This is a genomic window from Seohaeicola sp. (genome assembly GCF_048006315.1).
In the GTDB taxonomy this organism is placed as follows: Bacteria; Pseudomonadota; Alphaproteobacteria; order Rhodobacterales; family Rhodobacteraceae; genus Seohaeicola.
Genome location: NZ_CP180350.1, coordinates 1,722,138 through 1,742,666, shown reverse-complemented (window position 1 = coordinate 1,742,666; position 20,529 = coordinate 1,722,138). Strand labels below are relative to the sequence as shown.

General features: G+C 56.4%; 17 protein-coding genes and 2 pseudogenes. 14 read left to right on the top strand and 5 right to left on the bottom strand.

Features of this window, described 5'->3' with window-relative positions; translation table 11 throughout:
• Positions 1 to 536: 536 nt before the first annotated feature.
• Positions 537 to 1,961, bottom strand: coding sequence for an amidase (locus tag ACMUJL_RS08785; RefSeq protein ID WP_416914220.1), 1,425 nt, complete (start codon positions 1,959 to 1,961; stop codon positions 537 to 539).
• A complete protein-coding gene (locus ACMUJL_RS08780; protein WP_068293411.1) occupies positions 1,958 to 2,599 on the bottom strand; it encodes a TetR/AcrR family transcriptional regulator in 642 nt (213 codons plus the stop codon). The genes ACMUJL_RS08785 and ACMUJL_RS08780 overlap by 4 nt, the downstream gene beginning before the upstream one ends.
• Positions 2,600 to 2,757: 158 nt before the next feature.
• On the opposite strand from ACMUJL_RS08780, the gene ACMUJL_RS08775 reads away from it, so the two are divergent.
• The 5 genes from ACMUJL_RS08775 to ACMUJL_RS08755 are packed head-to-tail and all read left to right on the top strand — an operon-like array spanning position 2,758 to position 7,915.
• Complete coding sequence (locus tag ACMUJL_RS08775) at positions 2,758 to 3,498, top strand: enoyl-CoA hydratase/isomerase family protein (RefSeq protein ID WP_375568911.1); 741 nt, start codon at positions 2,758 to 2,760, stop codon at positions 3,496 to 3,498.
• A gap of 5 nt (positions 3,499 to 3,503) precedes the next feature.
• On the top strand, positions 3,504 to 5,066 hold the full coding sequence (locus tag ACMUJL_RS08770) for a class I adenylate-forming enzyme family protein (RefSeq protein ID WP_138177112.1): 1,563 nt from the start codon (positions 3,504 to 3,506) through the stop codon (positions 5,064 to 5,066).
• A 41-nt stretch (positions 5,067 to 5,107) separates the two neighbouring features.
• The gene (locus tag ACMUJL_RS08765; protein ID WP_375568913.1) at positions 5,108 to 6,112 is read left to right on the top strand and encodes a TRAP transporter substrate-binding protein; all 1,005 of its coding nucleotides are present in this window, start codon (positions 5,108 to 5,110) and stop codon (positions 6,110 to 6,112) included.
• A 55-nt stretch (positions 6,113 to 6,167) separates the two neighbouring features.
• Complete coding sequence (locus ACMUJL_RS08760; RefSeq protein ID WP_068293426.1) at positions 6,168 to 6,659, top strand: TRAP transporter small permease; 492 nt, start codon at positions 6,168 to 6,170, stop codon at positions 6,657 to 6,659.
• A complete protein-coding gene (locus ACMUJL_RS08755; protein ID WP_416914219.1) occupies positions 6,656 to 7,915 on the top strand; it encodes a TRAP transporter large permease in 1,260 nt (419 codons plus the stop codon). Before ACMUJL_RS08760 ends, ACMUJL_RS08755 begins: the two co-directional genes overlap by 4 nt.
• Positions 7,916 to 7,950: 35 nt before the next feature.
• Here ACMUJL_RS08755 and ACMUJL_RS08750 read toward each other — a convergent pair.
• Positions 7,951 to 8,708 (bottom strand): IS5 family transposase gene (locus ACMUJL_RS08750; protein WP_375568917.1). Its coding sequence is split into 2 segments (ribosomal slippage): positions 7,951 to 8,390 and positions 8,390 to 8,708, totalling 759 coding nucleotides; the frame shifts between segments, so codons are not numbered across the junction.
• A gap of 385 nt (positions 8,709 to 9,093) precedes the next feature.
• Between ACMUJL_RS08750 and ACMUJL_RS08745 the strand changes: the two genes are divergently transcribed.
• The 4 genes from ACMUJL_RS08745 to ACMUJL_RS08730 all read left to right on the top strand — a co-directional run bounded on the left by ACMUJL_RS08745 (position 9,094) and on the right by ACMUJL_RS08730 (position 14,686).
• On the top strand, positions 9,094 to 11,547 hold the full coding sequence (locus ACMUJL_RS08745) for an outer membrane beta-barrel protein (RefSeq protein ID WP_375568919.1): 2,454 nt from the start codon (positions 9,094 to 9,096) through the stop codon (positions 11,545 to 11,547).
• A gap of 171 nt (positions 11,548 to 11,718) precedes the next feature.
• Entirely contained in the window at positions 11,719 to 12,912 is a 1,194-nt protein-coding gene (locus ACMUJL_RS08740; RefSeq protein ID WP_375568921.1) for a hypothetical protein, read from the top strand.
• Positions 12,913 to 12,999: 87 nt separating this feature from the next.
• A complete protein-coding gene (locus ACMUJL_RS08735) occupies positions 13,000 to 13,380 on the top strand; it encodes a hypothetical protein (RefSeq protein WP_375568923.1) in 381 nt (126 codons plus the stop codon).
• 160 nt (positions 13,381 to 13,540) lie between these two features.
• Positions 13,541 to 14,686, top strand: a complete 1,146-nt coding sequence (locus ACMUJL_RS08730) for an amidohydrolase (protein ID WP_375568925.1) — start codon at positions 13,541 to 13,543, stop codon at positions 14,684 to 14,686.
• A 67-nt stretch (positions 14,687 to 14,753) separates the two neighbouring features.
• On the opposite strand, the pseudogene istB reads toward ACMUJL_RS08730, so the two are convergent.
• Both istB and ACMUJL_RS08720 read right to left on the bottom strand, forming a co-directional pair.
• Positions 14,754 to 15,450: pseudogene (gene istB / locus ACMUJL_RS08725) on the bottom strand (IS21-like element helper ATPase IstB); the annotation flags it as partial.
• 3 nt (positions 15,451 to 15,453) lie between these two features.
• Positions 15,454 to 15,993 (bottom strand): annotated as a pseudogene (locus ACMUJL_RS08720) (IS21 family transposase); the annotation flags it as partial.
• Between the two features lie 625 nt (positions 15,994 to 16,618).
• Between ACMUJL_RS08720 and ACMUJL_RS08715 the strand changes: the two are divergent.
• From ACMUJL_RS08715 to ACMUJL_RS08695, 5 genes are all read left to right on the top strand, one after another.
• Entirely contained in the window at positions 16,619 to 17,074 is a 456-nt protein-coding gene (locus ACMUJL_RS08715; RefSeq protein WP_375568927.1) for a hypothetical protein, read from the top strand.
• The gene (locus ACMUJL_RS08710) at positions 17,068 to 17,949 is read left to right on the top strand and encodes a CsgG/HfaB family protein (RefSeq protein WP_375568929.1); all 882 of its coding nucleotides are present in this window, start codon (positions 17,068 to 17,070) and stop codon (positions 17,947 to 17,949) included. Before ACMUJL_RS08715 ends, ACMUJL_RS08710 begins: the two co-directional genes overlap by 7 nt.
• A 13-nt stretch (positions 17,950 to 17,962) precedes the next feature.
• The gene (locus ACMUJL_RS08705) at positions 17,963 to 19,057 is read left to right on the top strand and encodes a hypothetical protein (RefSeq protein WP_375568931.1); all 1,095 of its coding nucleotides are present in this window, start codon (positions 17,963 to 17,965) and stop codon (positions 19,055 to 19,057) included.
• Positions 19,058 to 19,122: 65 nt separating this feature from the next.
• Positions 19,123 to 19,410 carry a hypothetical protein gene (locus ACMUJL_RS08700; protein WP_375568932.1) on the top strand — a complete coding sequence of 96 codons (288 nt, stop codon included), beginning with the start codon at positions 19,123 to 19,125 and terminating at the stop codon, positions 19,408 to 19,410.
• Positions 19,411 to 19,741: 331 nt separating this feature from the next.
• On the top strand, positions 19,742 to 20,518 hold the full coding sequence (locus ACMUJL_RS08695) for a fumarylacetoacetate hydrolase family protein (RefSeq protein WP_375568934.1): 777 nt from the start codon (positions 19,742 to 19,744) through the stop codon (positions 20,516 to 20,518).
• The last annotated feature ends 11 nt before the right edge of the window (positions 20,519 to 20,529 follow it).

The following is a 20,529-nucleotide window of genomic DNA, read 5'->3' as shown; positions in this document are numbered from 1 at the left end:
TGCGCACTTGATGATCATGGCTGCCCGCGCTTCACTCTTCGTCGCATATGGAGAATATTTGCCTCTTGGAGAGCGAGCTAGCTCCGGCGAAATGAAATGCCCAAGCTGGGCTCGACATCGCTTTCGGCAACCCAAAGCCAAGTTGCTTCGTCTGCAGCAAGTGCAGTTCTGCAGGCTCTTGTGCAGTCGAATTACAAACCGAAAGGCTTCGGTATGTTTTGGTCTGGGAAGTAGCAACACAATCTTGAATGGACAATCGACCCTGGCAGAACGGTGTCTGCGTTCTAACCCTTCCAACCCCAAAGACGGCGTCGAGATGTTTGCAAAGGCGCATAGCGACCAGCTGGCAAACTTTTCTAACATATTGAAAACAGGGAAAATCATAATCCGCGTGTCGGGGGTTCGAGTCCCTCCTCCGCTACCAAGCATTTCCTTGAATATCTGGATGTGCCGCATGCACTCGGCGTCATACGGCGCCTGTTCCTAGATTGTGTTGCCACTCGGTTTGCCGGGCTGCTTGTTCGCAACTGTATCTGTCAGGAGGTCAGGGATGCCCATTGCAGTCTTAGCATGCAATCAAGCTGATTTATCGGCTGCAACTCGGCTTCAAGTTCGTACGCGAGTTCAAACAGTCTCCTTTCGCCTCCAATTGGTGCAATGAGGTGACTGCCCACTGGCATGCCGGTGTTTGACCCGATTGCACAAGGCACCGACATTGCAGGGCATCCGGCAAAGTTGATGGGTGCCGTATACTGGAGGTGCATGACCATTTCCGCCGCCAGATCCTCGTTCCATGTTCTGTTCCATGCGTCTTGATCAAGCTTGGGGCAGACCACAGGAGATACGGGGGTCAACAAGATGTCCACCTCTTGGAAAAGCTGCTCAAACAAGTCTTGCAGAGAGTGAAGGTAGAGCATCGCGCGCTCGATCTGACCTTCGGAAAGATCACGCAGCGCTTCGGCTCCGCTGGCAACAAACGGCGTTACAAGGCCGCTGTCGCCGATGGGCTTGCCTGTGCTGGCCTCTACCATTTGCCGCAAAAGGGTGAGGCGTGTTGAAAAGAACGCAGTGTAAGCGTTGGTGAATTCGTCGAGATTTACTGGAAACTTCACTTTGACAAGCGTGTGCCCCATGCTCGACAACAGATCGCGCGTCCTCGTCAAGGCAGTGGTGACGTCTTCATCGACAGGCCCAATTGATGAAACATACCCGATCCGGAGGCGATCTGCGCAGGGGGCAGCAACATAGCCTACGGGCCGCAGAGCGCCCGCCTTGTTTTCGGTAAGCGAAAAAAGCAGCGCACTTTCGCGCACGGTTCGGGACAAGACGTGATTGGTTTTGGCGATGTCATGCCCGCCGCCTGCCTCGCCCGAGTGCATCCGCCCTCTGCTGGGCTTCATTCCGAAGATGCCTGTTGCCGATGCAGGGAGGCGGTTCGAGCCGCCACCGTCTGTGCCGTGCGCCATCGAGACAACGCCCGAAGCAACGGCGGCGGCTGACCCACCAGAAGATGAAAAGACTGAATATTCCGGGTTCAACGGGTTTTTGGTTGCGCCAAATACGGCATTGTCAGTTGTGATACCTGCCGCAAATTCGGGGACATTCGTGAGCCCCAGAATGTTCAATCCTGCGTCTTCGATCGCATCAACATACGCCACATTCTGTTGCGGCACGTTTTGCAGCATCAGCCTTGAGCCATCTGTTCTGGGTAGGCCGCCGACGTCGATCATGTCCTTCATCAGAAACGGAACGCCCGCAAATGGAGTGGCCGTGCGTGCGTTCCTTGCGCGATCTCTTGCACGGTCAAAATCACAACTCGTCATGAAGTTCAAAACCGGATTGAGTGCTTCAACCCGGTTGATTACGGCATCGGTTATTTCCAATGCTGTGGCTTCGCGGCGCTCTACCAGTTTTGCCAGATCAATGGTGTCCAATCCCGCGAACTGGTCTGATATGATCATGCTTTCGCCCCGGGCTCGGAGAGTTTCAGTATCCCGCATGCCGCATCCACAAGAACGCCGATCAAGGCCTCATTCTCCTTTGGCAGATACTTGCGCGGGCGCAAGGTATGCTGGGTCAAGACGATCAGATTCAACTGTAGCGCATTCTCAATCGCGACTGTCGGGTCCGGATGTCCGATCTGTCCGTGAAATACATCGAACTTGTCGCGCATCTGGGAAAGGAAACGGTTCGTAAGCTGATATCCGCGCTCAGCGATTTCCGGTGCATCGTGGGACAAGTCGACGACTGCGGCACGCGCGCCGACGTGACTGGATAGTGCGATCAGTGCGAGGCTCAGAACGCGTGTGAACATGGAGCGGATGTCTTCACCTTCCTGGATGTCTTCGACCAAATGATCGATCGTCTGCTCCATGAAGGCGATATATCGGCTGTATAGAATTTCGGCGACTTCACGTTTGTCCTTGAACTGATGGTAAAACGATCCGGCCGAACATCCTGACGCTGAAATGATGTCGGAAACCTTGGTTGCGCGGTACCCGCTCTCAGCAAACAGCTTCTCGGCGGCATTCAGAATTTTGAGTCGACTTTCATGACTTCGTTTCTGAAGTGGTTTTTTTGATTTCGTGGAAACCTGCATCCGAACGCTCCTCACCTTGATCTTACTGTAGCGGTCCAAATTTCTGGAGGCCAGATCACTTGTGACAAAAACAGTATTGAAATTTTGATTCTGTTTTGGTACCTCTTGAGAAACGGGGGGGGGGGATGGCTGTGATAAGACTTGAGCGAACGGGCGCAGTGGCCCACATCGTTTTGGACAACCCACCCGTCAATGTGTTCAATGCGCAAATCCACAAGCAGTTCCACGACACCTTGCGGGAGTTCTACTCAGACACCTCTTTGAAAGTCGGGATCTGGCGCAGCACCGGCGACAGAGCCTTTTGTGCGGGTGACGACATCAAATCACCCCGTCCGGACCTTTCGCAGAGCGAGATGATCAATCGCCATTTCGGGGCAACAGCAGGTCAAAGCATTCAGACCTATCCGGGCTGGGAGCGCGAGACATTGCGTCTGGTTCAGACGAAGCCGCTCATTGCGGCCGTTCATGGTGCTTGTGTGGGCCAAGGGCTGCTTTACATGCTCATGATGACGCAATTGCGCATCGCAACGCCAGCCGCCAAGTTCGGATTTCCAGAGATCACCCATGGGATGGGCGGTGCTGCGGGCGCTTCGCAAATGGCGCAGCAGATTCCCTACACGGCCGCTATGCAAATGGTCCTGACCGGTGAGTTGATGGATGCGGATTTTGCCCTTCGCAACAATCTGGTGAATGAGGTTGTTAACCCTGAACGGCTGCTTTCACGCGCAGTCGAACTTGCCGAGCGTATCGCTGGCTTCCCAGCCCTTGCGCTGCAAGTTGAGTTGCAAGCCTATGAGCGCACACGGCACCTGAGCCGTGACCTCGCGCTGGATGTGGTCGAGGACATGTATCGCCTGCAGCGGCTTGCCTATGATGCAAAGCCACCCCTGTCAGAGTGATCAATATGCATACTCCGATCAATCCGCTTGATCTCTTCCTGCACGATGCCGCGCGCCGGTTTGGACCGCTCGATGTCGCCCATTGGGTACTGTCGGGCGAGCGGCTGACATATGATGAGTTGGCTCGACAAGTCCGCGCCTGCGCAACAGGTCTGGCGCGTCTTGGGGTTGGAACTGGTACGCATGTTGCCGTCATGCTGCCGAGCTGCCCGGCGGGCACGATCACATGGTTCGCGCTGGCACGCCTTGGTGCGGTCTTGACGCCCTTGAACCCGGCGTATGTGTCGTCAGAGCTGGCCTATGCTCTGGATGATGCGGACGCTGAAGTGCTGATCATCGACACATCTCTGGCGCATCATTTGCAAAGCGATGATGTCCGAGCGTTGAACCTGCCTTTGGTAATTACCCATGGTGCGCAAACCCCGTCCTGTATCAATTGGCAGGACCTTCTACAGCACGGCGAAGGCGCCGCACCGCAGCCGATGCAAGACAGCGGTCTGTTCTCTATCCAATACACATCAGGCACAACGGGCCGCCCAAAAGGCTGCATGCTCACGCAGGCCTATTGGGACCATTTCCGAGAGGGCGCGCGCGCCGAATTTGGCGCGCATGAGATACGCTCAATTCTCATTTGGGCACCGTTCTTCTACATGGATGCTCAGTGGCAACTTCTCTTGTCGATGCACGCAGGAGCGACGGCGCATATCGTCGAAAAGATGAGCCTGTCAAACCTTCCTGCTTGGCTGGACAAGTTTCAGGTGAACTACTTCTCCTTTCCAGAGCCGTTCATTCAATCTTTGTCGGAAGCCGAGGCTTATGGTTGGCCGCTGAAGTTTGTGAATACCTTTGCGTGGCGTCCACACAACATCGAAAAGCTGCGCCGCCTTTTCGGCCCAATCGGACGCGATGCATTTGGTATGACAGAAGTGGGCGGCGTGACCGCATCACCAACCGATCTTGACATCAGCAGGCACCCGGGAAGCTGTGGCGCACCCTTGGAAGGATGCCGTATCAAGATAGTGGACGGCGATGGAAACGAAATGCCCGCAGGGCAGTCGGGTGAGCTGCTGGTCATCACTCCGAAGATGCTGCTTGGGTATTACAACAATCCCGCCGTGACCGCCGAGAGCTATGTCGGGTCGTGGTTTCGGACAGGTGATCTGGCAAGCATTGATGAAGATGGTTTTCTCTACATCACAGGCCGCTTGAAAGAGATGATCAAGCGATCGGGCGAAAACATTGCCGCCCGCGAAGTGGAAGCCGCGATTTTGCAGCATCCTGCCGTTCAGGAAGCCGCTGTTGTGGGCGTCCCGGACCCTCTGCGCAAAGAAGAGGTCAAGGCTTTCATCATTTTGAATGAAGGATCCATCGGCAATGAGGATCTTGCAATGTCCATCGCCGCGCATTGTGGCGATCACCTCGCTGCTTACAAAAGGCCAAGATACATCGAATTCACCGCAGACTTTCCAAGAACAGCCAGCCGCAAAGTGGCGAAACACAAGCTTGCTGAATTGCCTGCCGTTCACGGCGCAAAAGCTTGGGATCAACACGTCTGGTCACAGAAATAAACCACTGCCAAGTAACTAGAACTCCAGGGAGGAGAACGAAAATGAAACTGAAGACAATACTGATGAGTGGGATTGCTGGTGCAGTTGTTACGATGACTGCGGTTTCGGCACAGGCCGAAACAGAGCTCCGTTGGGCAAGTTCTGCACCCGCGGGCACACCTTGGGTCAAGCATTCTGAAGCCTTTGCAGAGGCGTTCAAGGAAACGACTGGAGGCGAATATAACGTCGCCTTGTTCAACGGCTCGCAACTGGGCACTGAAGTTGATGTTCTCAAGCAGGTAACCCGTGGTCGCATCGCGATCGGCGCTGTGTCCACCCCCGGCATGGCAACGCAAGTGCCGGAGGTGTCGCTTTTGTCAGCCCCGTATCTTTTCAACTCGATTGAAGAGGTCGATTGCGTCTATGACAATCACCTGACAGACGCGCTGAACCCGCTCTTTGAAGCGCGCAACCTGAAGCTCCTCCAGTGGAACGAACTCGGTTTTGCCAATATGTTCGGCCCCGAAAAGATCACAAGCCCAGATCAGCTTGGTGATATGAAAGTGCGTGTAAACGTCTCTCCTGCGGCCAAGAACTTTTACGATGCCTTGGGTATCAATGGGATTTACATTCCGTTTTCCGAGATGACATCCGCCTTGCAGACAGGCCTGATTGAAGCCGGGAGCATCCAGAACATCCTCTATGTCGCGATGGGTTTCGGAAAGGCAGCCCCACACCTTACTTTGACCAATCACAGCCATGACAGTGGCATGATCGTAATGAACCTTGATGCTTGGAATGACCTTGGCAGTGAAAATCAAGCCAAGCTGATGGCGTCATTGCCGGATCAAAACGGATTGCGCGCCGGTGTCCGGGGCATGGATGCTTATTTGATCGGTGAGTTCAAAAAAGCAGGCGGTCAGGTCTATGAACTGACCCAAGAAGAGATGGCTGCGTGGCATGACCTTGGTGGTTCTAAACATGCTGAACTGGTGGCGGAGATTGGCGGAAGCGCTGAAGCTTTCTGGTCTGATCTGACCAAGGCCGTGGCGGAGTGCCGAAAGTAAGTCAGTTCTGCACGGGCGGCGGGAAATCCGCCGCCCTCTTTTGGAAGGAGCCTTCATGGCCCGCTTCATGCGCATGTTCTTTTTGATAGAAGCGGGCCTGGCGGGCCTTTGCTATGCCGTCGTAGCACTCGCCATGATCTCCGATGTCTTCGCACGCGAGTTTTTCAACTATTCGATCTATGGCGTTCAACGTGCAGCCGTCTTGTTCGTTATCGCCACGGCCTATTTTGGTCTGGGGTTGGCAACATCACAAAACCAGCACTTGCGGCCTCGGTTTGCTGATGGCTGGGCTCCAGCACGATATCAATCACTTGTGACGCGCCTGGGGGATCTGCTCTCTGCAATTGCCTTTGCAACGATGGGCTATTTTTCCTTCATGATGGTGAAAGCAAATCATGAATGGGACGAAACCATTCCGGTCATCCTGATCCCGCTTTGGACTGTTCAGTGGATCATGCCCTACGGGTTCTTCTCCGCGGCGATACGCTTTGTAGTCTTCTTCCTGCGGCCAGACCTTAAACCTTCAGAACAGGTGGCCGAACAATGATGTCTTTTCTTCTCTTTGGATTGATCGTTCTTCTGCTGGCCTTGCGGCAGAACCTGATCGCAATTCTGTTCTTCAGCGCGGCCTACATTCACATGGTCTATGGTGATGGCCAGATCCAATACCTGCTGGAAGACATGTGGAACGCCGTCAACAAAGAGGTGTTCCTCTCCATTCCGCTCTTCATGCTTGTTGGCTCTGTAATGACCAAGGGCTCCATCGCGACCCGGCTTGTGGATGTCATGCGCCGCGCAACCTGTGCGCTGCCGGGCGGACTTGGTGCTGCTGCGATCCTGTCTTGTGCATTCTTTGCCGCGATCTCTGGATCGAGCATGGTGACGCTTCTGGCCGTTGGTTCTATCCTTTATCCTGCCTTGCTGAACGAGGGGTACGACAAGAAGTATGCGCTTGGCGCCATTACCAGCGCCGGGACATTGGGCGTGATCATACCGCCGTCCATTCCGCTGATCGTCTACGGGATCATTACAGATACGTCGATCACAGACCTGTTTCTCGCGGGCCTGATCCCGGGGCTGATGCTTACGGCTGTGCTTTTGACATACTCGCTGATCAAAAACCGTCGCCTGCCAAAAACAGCTTTTGATGCACGCGCCTTTTTTGCAGCCATACGGGACGGCATATGGTCGCTGCTTATGCCTGTCATTCTGCTTGGTGGCATTTATTCTGGCTACTTCACAGCCACGGAATCCGCCGCCGTAGCTCTGGCCTATGCGATGTTTGTCGAATTTGTGATCTACCGGGAAATGACGTTGCGCAAACTCGCCGCGACTGTGGTAGAGACGTCGCAGTTGCTCGGCACGCTTGTCCCCATAATTGCCATTGCCATGAGCCTCAACATTTTGCTGACCACTGAGATGGTTCCCCAGTCCCTTGCGCAATGGCTAAACACCAACATCGAGAGCAAGCTTCTGTTCATTCTCGGCGTGAACCTTCTGCTTCTGGCCGTCGGGTGCCTTATGGACATTAATGCCGCCATTCTGATCATGGCACCAATCTTGATGCCCATCGCCAGCAGCTATGGCATCGATCCGGTCCATTTCGGTATCATCATGGTGATCAATCTGGAGATTGGCCTTCTGACACCGCCCGTAGGGTTCAATTTGGTCGTAGCCATGACAGCCTTCAAAGAGAAGTTCTCCGATGTCACCGCCGCGGCTGTGCCATTTGTTGGGATAATGCTTCTGGTGCTAATTGCGGTCAGCTTTTTCCCATGGTTGAGCCTGGCGCTTCTTGAATAGGGATTACTTCACCTAGGCTCCAGACTCATTGATGTTCAAAGCCAGAACAAGACGGTTGCGGCGAGGGCGATGGCTGAGAGGAAGACCTTCGGGCATCTGTCGTAGCGAGTGGCAACCCGGCGCCAATCCTTCAGGCGACCAAACATAATTTCGATCCTGTTACGGCGTTTGTATCGACCCTTGTCGTATTTGACGGGCTTTGTTCGTGATTTTCGGCCAGGGATGCACGCCTTTATGCCCTTGCTTTGCAAGCCTTCACGGAACCAGTCGGCATCATAACCTCTGTCGGCCAGAAGCCATTGCGCAGGTGGAAGGCTGTTCAGCAATGCCGCTGCACCAGTATAATCGCTGGTCTCGCCTGCGCTCATGAAGAAGCTGATCGGGCGGCCGTTTTCATCTGTGACGGCATGCAATTTGGTGTTCATGCCGCCCTTGGTTCGGCCAATCAGACGACCGCGCCCCCCTTTTTCAACCCAAGGCTTGAAGCTGTGCGGTGTGCTTTGAGATAGGTCGCGTCGATCATCACAGTCTTTGGAGCTGTCGCCTCAGCGGCCAACCCTTCCATCATCCTCGCGAAGACGCCAATGTCGCCCCACCGCTTCCAGCGGTTGTAGAGGGTCTTCGCCGGCCCGTATTCCTTCGGCGCGTCGGACCACCGCAAGCCATTGCGATTGAAGAATATTATTCCACTCAGAACGCACCTGTCATCCACGCGCGGCTTGCCATGGCTCTTTGGAAAGAACGGCCGAAGCCGCGCCATTTGTTCGTCCGTCAGCCAGTAAAGATTGCTCATAATGCCCCCAGAATTTGGGAGTTTGAATCATGCCAGCTTGACAGCCTCAAGCGGATTAATGGGTCTGGAGCCTAACGGCTCAAGCCTACGCAGAAGGGACTTGCCCGGAAAATGCAGTGAGCATCAACTGAGCAACCACGAGGTGTTTTTTAGAAACGGGAACGGACCGACGCCGGAGTTTTAACGCGAAACCATGCGACTGGCGTTGAAAAGGGGCGGGACGCATGTAGCGCGCTGCAGGCAGGACAAAATATCAACTTTTCCTTTATCATTTTTACAACACGGAACCGAATTCCATGCATATCGGAACCTGACGGTTTCCGGATTTGGAATGTTATACTAAAACTGCAATCGAACGATTTCTCTTTCCGCGAGGGGGTCCGAGATGGCTATTTCAAAATCGCATCCGTTTCTTGGCCTTGCTACCTTGATTGCCGCCCTTGTATCTGCGCAGCCTGGTGTGGCGCAGCAGAATGGCAATGCGGATTCCGCGACGGACACCACGCCTTACACATTCGATGCCGGTATCGCTGTGACAGGTCGCGTGACGGATAATGTCTTTCTGACTGCGAATGACCGCCGGTCCGATGTCGTGACGATCCTGTCGCCATGGATGGCCCTGTCGTACCGCGCCGAGGATTTCAGGCTGAATCTTGAAGCAAGTAGCGATATCGGGCGCTTTGCGGACTATTCGCAGGAAAATTATGAAGACTACTTTCTGGGGGCTGAAGCTCAGTACCGAATAAATGAGAGTGTCTTCGCGTTTGGCGGTCTGGATTACGAGCTTGTGCATGAAGGGCGCGAGTCTCCTGATGATGTGAGCGGTTTGCGTCCGACCGAATTGCGCGAAGCAAGCGGGTATGTCGGGATTGGCGGGCGGCTGGCTGATCGGACGTTCCGTCTGGGTTTGAATGTGCGTGACCTGAACTTTGACGACACGCCCGCCGCACTGGGTTCCGTGGTCGACAATGACGATCGTGATCGCCGCCAGATCGAACTGGGCGGGCGCATCGGCGTGGCTGACCTGGGTGAGGGCGAGGTTTTCCTGCAAGGCATCTACGACCAGCGCGACTACGATCAAGCGGTGGACAACCTCGGGCTTGGGTTCCAGCGGAGTTCGAAGGGGTATCAGGCCGCGATCGGATACAACGGCAGCATTGGACCTCTGCGGGGGGAGGTGCTGCTTGGCATGATTTCCCAGTCCTATGACGATCCGCGTTTCGGCACGACGAGAGCGCTTGATCTCGGCGTGGACCTGACGATGCCGCTGGATAATCAAACATCGCTTGATGTCATTGTTGACCGCACACTCGAAGAGACGACGCTCAGCGGCGCCTCGGGCTATATCTCGACGTCTGCGGGGCTGCGTCTGCGGCACCGTGTGGCCCCCGACATGTCGCTGGCCGCCTATGCCTTTCTGACGCAGAACGATTATCAGTCGGTCGCGCGGACGGATCATCTGGCGGAAGCAGGGGTATCCCTGCGCTATTACCTCAATCCCCGGGTCTATCTTGATACGAACTATGACTTCCGGCAGCGACAGTCGGATATTGCCGGTGCGGATTACGACGAGCACAGGATTTCCCTGACCTTTGGGGCGTCGTTGGAGCCGCGCTTTGAAGCGGAGCCGGGCAATCTTGTGCAGGCTGGCGATGGCGGCTTCTATGCCGGTCTTGCCATCGGTGATACGGCCCTGCAAACCAAGGTTGACGGGCCGCGCGGGTCCGGTGGCAGCCTGACCGCCGACATTGGCGATCATGCCGTGGCAACCAGCGTCTTTGCGGGATACCGACAGCATTACGGTGCCCTTGTCCTGGGCGCCGAGGCGGATTTCGAAGTCAACAGCACATCCTGGAGCCATGCCGGGAACCGCAACTTCGGGGTGGATCGCGGAAACGCCCTGTCGGCCAGCGTGGTGACCGGCTTGCAGACCGAAAACGGAAACCTGTTCTATGGCCGTTTCGGCATCGTGTCCGCTGCCTTAGACAGTAGCTATCAGCGCGGGACCGAGCCCACCGTTTTGGACGATGCACGCAAGACAGGCATGCTGTTCGGCGTCGGGGCCGAAGTGCCGCTGGGTCACGGGTTGTCGGGACGCATGGAGTATCAGCTGCGCGCCTACGATGATTACGGGATCGGATCGCCCGCGGACACCGCAACCCCTGATAATTTCGCCAATGTGGAAAGCGCCGTCCGGTTCGGACTCGTCTATGATTTCGCGCCCGGCGCGCAGGCGGCCAAACCCGCTGTGACCAGAGATTTCGGCGGGCTTTATGCTGGGGCGCAACTTGGGCATGGCTCGTTGCTAAGCGACAATACAGGGCCGCGCCCCGATGATGCTGCAACCGCCTTCACCCTTGTGGCAACGCGGGCGGGACAGGGTTTCACGGGTGGCGGTTACGTCGGCTACGGGTTTCAGTCCAACCGCGTCTACTTTGGGGGCGAGGCCGAAGTCGAACTGTCCTCGGTCGACTGGAACGTGGAACGCAGCCCCGTCGGGCGCATCTATTCCGCCAAGAAGACCGCCACGGCCGGTCTTGGCCTGCGCTTGGGTTATGTCTTGAACGACAATGTCCTGATTTACGCAAGGGCGGGCATGGTCCGGTCGGATTTCGACTTCGATTACAGCTTCCGCAGTGCCGACATCAGCCAGAGCGTGGGCATCGACGGCATCCGCATCGGCGGCGGGATCGAATTTGCGGTGGGCGAAAAGATGAATGTCCGCCTGGATTATACCCAGACCGAATATGACGCGAACACGATTGATTACGGGATCGGTGTGGACAGTTTTGACACGACCGAACGCCTGTTCCGGATCGGTGTGACCCGCCAATTCTGACAGCCCAGCAACGCTCGCATAGGTAGTATTTTAATCTACAAAATCATTATTCTGGGTTTGACATATGTCAAGTCCAGAATGTGAATATCATGCTTTCATGCATTCGCGTGTGCTAGTTGAGGCATCACCAGGTGCCCCTTGCACAATACATATGCAATTGGAGGGGATGACATGCTGAAAAGCGTTTTCAAGAAACAGTCTGTAAAGGTGTGGTTGGCTGCCAGTTGCGCCGTCGTGGCATTGTCGACATTGTCCGTCGTGCCGGACATGGGCTTTGCACAGCAGCAAAGAGGCACGACCGCCGGACAGGGCGGGCCATCCGGGGCAGCTGGCCAGCGCGGGGGAGTCGGCGGCAGCGGCGGAAGCAGCCAGGGGCTTGGCGGTATCTTCCGGGATCTGTCCGATGACAGCACCAACATTGAGACCCGCATCACGCGCGGGAAAGGCGAGCGCGTGATCATCATCATCGAAGGGGATGACGACAGCGATCGTCCCGCCTGGGCAGGTGGGGCCAAAGAGTTGAACCCACAGCGCGGCGATGGAAACCCGAACCCCGGCACGACCAAGGGCGATCTCTATGGCGACCTGGTTTACCTGTATCGCGATCCGATCACGGGGCTTCCGATACTGGTGGACGGATATGAACAGGCCTGCACCAACAGCGACTGCACCGAGTACGAGCCCATCATCGACGGCGAAGTCCCGGAAGGCGCGATCGAGGTGGATTTTGGCCGCACCAACATCATGCGGGCACCCGCTTCGGTCACGGAGCATTCGCTGGATGAAGTCGTCAACAAGCTCTTCCCGGTCGACGCGGACGGCAATCCGGTGGCCGTCACGATCACGACGGATGAGGCAGGTCGGATTGTGGTTGACGGGGCCACCATCGACTCCCCGCTTGAAAACTACGCGCTCTATCTTGCCTTGCTCAGTGGCACGATCAGCATTCCCGGTTTTGATGACCCCGTGCTTCTTGCAACCAGTGCCCTGGCGGGGGCTGCCGACAAGACCGGTGACATCACTCTGGATTTCGTCATCAACGTGAACGAGATTTCCGACCTCAGCAGCGCTGGCCTGGACTATTACGATTACACCGGATTCAGCTATGTGCGGGATTACGATGACGATGCCAACGGTGACGGCACAATCGATCCGTATACCTACTACTACTTCGATACGGACGGAACGACCGTTCTGAGTGCCGAGCTCTGGATCGATGACTATCTTGCCCTGACGAATGGGGATCTGCCATCCTCCACCGATTATGCCGCGCTCTTTGCGGAGGCATCGGATGATGCGCTGGAAGTCAAACTGGTTCATACGCAGATCCATGACGCGCAACTGCCGGGGACGATCCCGGAGTAAGCATCGGCAGGTGCACGTAAACCGTCAGCATAGGGGGGGGGCGGTGCAACACCGCCCCCGCAACATGTGATGGAAAGGATATGGGATATGCCAAGCGACATATTGGATCGCCGTGTGTTCGTCGCGGGTCTGCTTTCAATGGCGCTGACAAGCGTCGCGCAAGCGCAGCATACCGATGAAACGCACACGGATCACGCATCGGGCGGCGGCGGGCGCGGGGGAAGTGGCGGTCACTCCTCCGGCGGGCAACGCAGGCGCCCCACGGACCCGCATGGCGAAGACGACGAACACAGCGATGACCATGGCGACGATCACGGCGACACGCACGACGATGATCATGGGGATGACCATGCCAGCGGGAAAAAGGGCAAGGGCCCGCGCTACAAGGGTGGGCGCGAAACCGTGTCCGTTGGCGTCAGCCATGGCCGCTCGCTTGAGGATAGGGTGCTCAAGGTCCCTTCGTTCTGATGTGACTTCATCCTGAAGTTCCAGCAGCCTAACCCACGGGAACTGGGCATGTCCTTGCCAAGGTTGCTGGCCGCGACGGTCTGGACTGCGCCACGGTGTCAGAACTCCAGACAGGCGATTTGCGCTTGAAAAGTCATCACGAGAAATTCAGGGTTGGACGATGGACGGATTTCACAAGATGCTAACGGCGCTGCGCCACGACTTTCACCGCTGTCCCGAACTCGGGTTTCAGGAGGCGCGGACGAAGGCAAAGGTTGCTGCGATCCTGCGCGATCTTGGGCTTGAGGTGCATGAAGGCGTGGGTGTTGTCGGCATCCTGCGCGCAGGGGGCGGCAACCGCGCGATTGGACTGCGCGCAGATATGGACGCGCTGCCGATCGCCGAGCAAAGCACGCATGACCACGTCTCGACCAAACCCGGGGCGATGCATGCCTGTGGACATGATGGGCATATGACCATGCTGCTTGGTGCGGCAGAGACGCTGGCCCGCAACCCGGATTTCGATGGGACCGTGGTGTTTATATTCCAGCCGAACGAAGAGCATGGTCTGGGCGCACAGGCGATGATCCAGGAAGGCGTGCTGGACCGTTTCCCGATCGACGAGGTCTATGCCATTCACAACTTGCCCGGCGCGCCGATAGGGCAGATCTCGACCCGGGTTGGGCAGATATGTTCCAGCGAAAGTCTATTTGAGATTTCCATCGCTGGTCGTGGCGGGCACGCTTCCATGCCGCATGTCGGCGTTGATGCGATCACCGTCGGCGCGGAAATGGTGCTTGCGCTTCAGACCATCGTGTCGCGCAAACTGGCGCCAGGTTCTGGCGCGGTCGTTTCGGTGACCGAGTTCCTGACGGACGGACAGCGCAACGTGTTGCCGGGGCGTGCGGTGCTGAAAGGCGATGTCCGGTCGCGTCTGCCGCAGGATCGTGACGCGGTCGAGTGTTTCATGAAACAGATCGTGGACGGCGTGGCCTCGACCCACGGTGTAACCGCCACGCTGCGCTTCAACACTGAATTCATCGAGACAATCAACGCGCCGCTGCCTGCCGAGGCCGTGGTCCGCGCCGCCCGTGCTGTCGGGCTTGAGGCAATCGGTGATCGCCAACCGATGAGCTTTTCCGAGGATTTCGCCCATTTCAGCGCCGCCGTTCCGGGGTGCTTCCTGCTGATGGGCAATGGAGAGACCGGACCGCACGGACAGCCGCTTCACGCGGCCGATTACGACTTCAACGACGCGCTGTTGCCGATAGGGGCTGCCTTCTGGGCAGAACTGGTCCGAGATCGCTTGCCAGCCCGAAAGTGTTGATTTCCAACGAGAACTGACCCGGGTTTTCCATCGAGAACTGACCCACCTTGAGGTTATGTTGCGTGGATCAGGCTTGGGTCAGGACATCATTGCCCTCCTTCTTTTTCCGTGCAGCTGTGGCGGATCTGGCCTTGAAGCGGAAGCTGTCGTTTCCGGTCTCCAGGATGTGGCAGCGATGTGTGAGACGATCGAGCAGTGCAGTTGTCATCCTGGCGTCCCCAAAGACGGTGGCCCATTCGCTGAAGCTCAGGTTCGTGGTGATGACGACACTTGTGCGTTCGTAGAGCTTGCTCAGCAGATGGAAGAGCAATGCGCCGCCTGACGCGCTGAACGGCAAGTAGCCGAGCTCGTCTAGTATCACGAGATCGAGGCGGACGAGGCTTTCGGCAAGCTGCCCGGCTTTGCCTCTTGCCTTCTCCTGTTCGAGCGCGTTGACGAGCTCGATAGTGGAGAGGAAACGGACCTTGCGGCGATGATGTTCCACAGCCTGCACGCCAAGGGCTGTCGCGACATGCGTTTTGCCAATGCCCGGGCCACCGATCAGCACGACGTTTTGTGCGCCGCCCATGAACTCGCCCCGATGAAGTTGGTGCACCGTGGCCTCGTTGATCTCGTCGTCCATCGGGCTTGAACCGATGGCGCCCTGCTGGACGACCGGCGAAGTCGAAGCCGGAGAGGTCCTTGTCGGCTGGGAAGCGAGCAGCCTTCATGTGGCAGGCAATGGACCGGACCTCCCGCTCGGCGACTTCGGCCTTCAGCAATTGCCAGTTCGCATCGAACGGCATCTCATGCGTTTGCAGCAGATAAGCCCGGACCAGGAAGGCTCGGCTGTGTGACAGCTTGATGTGCGCGACTTGGAGCTTCGTGCGCTCGCCACCCAGAACGGCAAAACCTTCGTTCCAGTCGAACTGGAATGCCTCGCCCGGGCGAAACGACAGCGGAACGAAGGTGCCGCGGCCTGTCGTCCGCTGCTCTCGCTGGCGATCTGCGCGCCACTCTCGGGCGAAGGCTGCCACGCGGTTGTAGCATCTGGTGAAGCCGAGCGCGACCAGATCAGCACGGATCCGCTTCCGGGACCGCCGTTGCTTACGCGACTTCCCCGCCTCGGTCTTCAACCAACCTGCCAGCTTGTCGGCAAGAGGATCAAGTTTGCTGGGCCGCTCCGGCGTCGCAAAGGAAGGCTCGATCGTCCCCGCGTTCAGATACTTCTTGATCGTATTGCGAGACAGACCAGTCCGCCGTGCGCTCTCGCGGAGAGGCAACTTCTGTCGCAAAGCCATGCGTCGGATGATGTTCAAAAGTCCCATGTGGATCACTCCGTTGACTCCCTGCGCTCGTCGCGTGGGGGAAGGGTCACATGGGTCAATTCTCAATGGAAATTAGGACGCTACCCGGGTCACTTCCGGGTGGAAATCAACAACGTCATGTTTTGGAAATCTTGATCCGCAACGAGTCACTTTTCCGGCGCCTGAATGTAAAAACTAAATGCTGTTGTGGTCGAGATGTATGTAATTCGGCAGCAGGAAGTGCATTGTGTCAAAACTTGAAAATCATGAAAATTGCGATTTCCTTGTCTTTCGATACATGAAATCCGAAAGCGCGCGTGTTATTATCTTTTGCTACATTAATATGCAAATGAAATACATCATTGACCTGTGCAGTTTTCCCATCCTAACGAAGAAAAGTATGTGGAAAATAAAGTTTAAAAACAGATATTTAGCGATCATTTCTCTGAAATAAATCTGTTGGTTGATCGAATTCATATTCTGGATATGAAGTGAGAAGATAATTCAGCATCAGGAATATATGTTTTCCCCCTGTCGTATTCGGATGGCTTCGCAGGTTGACCTGCGAGCCTGGCGCGCCGCATTTAGGTCATATTCGGGATGTGGCCGGAAATACTGCCGCAGCAACATTAAAAGGCTAAGAATAATGGCAAAAATGCGATTTGCTTTGAACAGCATCAGTAATCGTCGAAATCGCACTTACAGCTGTGTCGACGGCTCTGCTTCGATCAACCGGCGGCTTGCGGCTGTAGGCATGTGGTCATGTGGCCTGGTCCTGGCCATGGCTGCGATCAGCGAAGCTTCAACATCAGACTACGGTGTATTCACCTCCAGTGCCGGTTTCGACAATGACGCCCGGCACATGATCGATCCCATCGGCAGCGCCCGAGACGACAACGGAAATCTGACGATCAACTCTGGTGTGCGAACCGGCGGTGGCTTGGCATCCAATTGCGGGCTGAGTTCCACAGCGATCGGAAACATGGTCTCGGTCACGGTCGATGGAAGCTACAACACGATCATCCTGAACTCAAATCAGACCAACAATGGCAGTGTGTCTGCCACTACCTCGCTCAACGGGAGCTTGAAGTTCGGATGCTGAATACTGGTAAGAAAATAGCCGCGGGCTTCGTTGCCCTGAGTGTCCTTGCGAACTGCACCGGTGCAGAGGGCCGTGCCCTTTACGATCCAATCGAAGCGCGCCCGGAACTGAAAGGTCCAATGGCTGTCGATGTCGAGACGCCGATGAGCGGACCGATGAGCTGTGTCCGCGACAAACTTTCGGGCCGTCAGAAGTCCAGGACCCTGACCGTGGGCAAGATCGACGACTACACCGGGTTTTCGCAGGATACGACCCGTCCCGTATTGACGCGCGGTGCGACTTTGATGGTCATCTCTGCGCTGGACAAACTGGGCGTGCCCCTGGTCGAGCGGTACGATACAAGCGTAGCGGATCTGGAGTTGCGCTACGCCAACCAGAAGCTGATCGGCGCCGAGAACGAGGAACAACCTTACAAGGAGATCCTGGCCGGTGTTCTTGATCCCAGCGACTACATGATAATGGGCGGGATCACAGAGCTGGATTTCAACATCTATTCGACGGCTTTCGACCTGCAAGTCGGAAGAGGATCGCGCAGCGACCGGCTCTATGCCATCTCGGTTGCGGTGGATCTGCGGATGGTCAACACCGAAACACTTCGGGTTGTGGATACCGTCAGCTTCAAGAAACAGGTTTTCGGACGCGAAAACCAGAATGGTCTGACCCTCGAACTTCTGGATACTGGTCTCGGTGTGTCCAGTCGCGAACGTGCACAGGAACCCATTCAAACAAGCATTCGGCTCGTATTGGAGCGAGCCGTCATTGAACTGATCAGCGGATTGTATCGGGTTGATACCGGATCTTGCCTGACAGTGAACGGCACGACGCCAGCTGCAACTGACGCCGTGCCTGAAAACCCACCCAAGTCCAAAACTTAAAGGAGATTTTCTCATGAACACTACATTCAAGACAACTGTTGCGTCTAGCCTCATGCTGGCTTTGCTTGGCTCCACTGCTATTGCCGGTTCTGACCGCAATTGGGGTGAGCAAGGATCGGAAACCACCAAACTGGTTCTGGAGCAGATCAATCTGGACGACATGACCAGTGACCTGAACGTCGTGATCGGTGAGGGCGCCTCGGCGGCCAAGAAAGGTGAAGACGATGGTCGCGAGGGGGCTGACAGAGGCCGCGAAGGTGGCGACAAGGCCCGTGAGAGTGCCGACAAGGGCCGTGATGACGCAGAGCAGCGTTCGATGGACGCAATCGAAGTCACGTCTGCAGCGATTGCAAACACGATGAGCATCGACGGTCTGGGCAAGTCCGAACTGGACATCAACCAGTACGCGCATTCCGATGTCGAGGCGAAACTTGACCTGAGTGTTGCGAATGTCGAGCTGGAAGACGGCCTGTCTTCGGCAACGACAGCCGCTATCGCCAACACCGTTTCGCTGACCAACCTGAGTGTCGACGAACTGGTTATCGATCAGGACATCACGGATGACGTGAAGGCTGAAGCCGACATTTCCTTCGACAATGTCGAGCTGAAAGACTTTGCGGCAACCACTGCGGCCATCGGCAACACCGTATCCATGGACGACTTCGGTCCCTATGCCCTGACCCTGACCCAGGACTTCCTTGGCGAAGAGATCGAGGCCAGCCTGAAAATCGATCAGGATGGGCTGAAGGGCGATACCCTCGACGCGACCTCGGCCGCCATCGGCAACACCGTGTCGGCGGTCTATTATGACAAGGATATGTCGATCACTCAGTCAGTCGGTGAGCGTGTGGAAGACATCTCGGCCTATGCCCGTATCGACAGCGGTTCGGTGGATGATTTGACCATGACCGTGGCTGCGATTGCCAACACGACCACCCTGACCGGCGGTGTCGGTTCGAATGGTGAGCTGAAGCTGACGCAGACCAACTATTCCGATGTGAGCGCAACCGGCAACTTGGTCGCACGCCGGGCTGACACGGTGACAGCAACCGCCGCTGCCATCGGCAACACTCTGTCGATCACACTGGGCGACCTGAACCCCAGCTGATCCGACCAGTTGACATCAAGGCCCGGTCCCACAGGGGCCGGGCACAATCCCAGGGGGCTGATCCCATGTTCTTGACGCACAATAGCTTTCTTCGGTCAGCACAAAGGCATTTGAAACGCGCACACAGTGCTCTGCTAGGGGTATGGTGTTCGCTACTGGCGCCAATCGGCGCGGAATTCATCGGCTTGATGCGGGCCATCTTCAGGCAGCATCTTCAGACCGCATTTTTCAGCAAGGCTGGTGTGATTATCGCGATGATCGTTGTCTTGATGGTCACCGAAGAGCTCAAAGACAGGTCGGCGATCATTTCGCAGCAGATCAGCTCAGTTTCCTCCCAATTGATGCAAAATTGATCCGACCTGATCACAAGCTGAAATTTGCAACCTCTTCCCGGCCTGTCTGCTCTGTCTGCTCTGTCTGCTGTTGGATGGATTATCCCCTGGCCAGTGCCGGTGCCGTCGGCAGTCCGGATCAGCTTTCGCGCCGCCCCCTGGGCAGGTTCTGGACAATCAGTCTGCGATTGCGAGGATCAAGACCTGGGTCACGGCAATCCGCGAAAATGCGTCCCCCGGCATGGCGCTTGTAGGAATAGACACGGCGCTGCATAAATGCGCTTCAAGACCTTGCTTGGGTTGGCGGATCTTGAGGCGCCAACGCGGAAAATCCACATGAGGAGACGACACCATGAAATGGGCTAGGGGCTACACCAAGGGCGGATCGCAGGTCATCGGTGTTATTCACAATGACGAACTTCATCCGCGTGATGGTCTTGGGTCGGATACCGCCGTGGGTGCGCCTGTGCCGCTTTCAGAGATTACGCTGCAGGCTCCGGTTCAGCCGGGCAAGTTCATCGGCCTGTGGAACAACTTCAAGGCCGCAGCCGAAAAGGGCGGGATGGATCACCCCACGCATCCTCTCTATTTCCTCAAGTCCGACAGTTCCCTTTCGGGGCATGGTGCCAGCGTCGAACTGCCCCCCGCAGCAGGGCGGGTCATCTTTGAGGGCGAGTTGGGCATCGTGATTGGCATAACCTGCAAGGATGTCAGCCCCGAAAAGGCAGCCGAGGCCATTTTGGGCTACACCTGCATCAATGACCTCACGTCGATCGATGTTCTTCACGCGGATCCATCGTTCCCGCAATGGACCCGTGCCAAAAGCTTTGATGGGTTTGGCGTTGTCGGCCCGGTCATCGAAACAGATGTGGACTGGCAGGATCTTGTGATCCGCGTCCTTGTGGATGGCCGGGAACGCCAGTCATATCCGGCATCCGACATGATCTTGCCGCCAAACGAGATTGTCAGTCTCTTGTCAAAGGACATGACACTCAATCCCGGCGACCTTATCGCCTGCGGGACATCCGTGGGGGCCCGCCCGGTCAAGCCGGGGATGGTGGTCGAAGTTGTGATCGAAGGTATTGGTGGTGTCAGCGTGACCATGACATCGCCTGCAGATGCAGGCTGAGTATTTTGCGG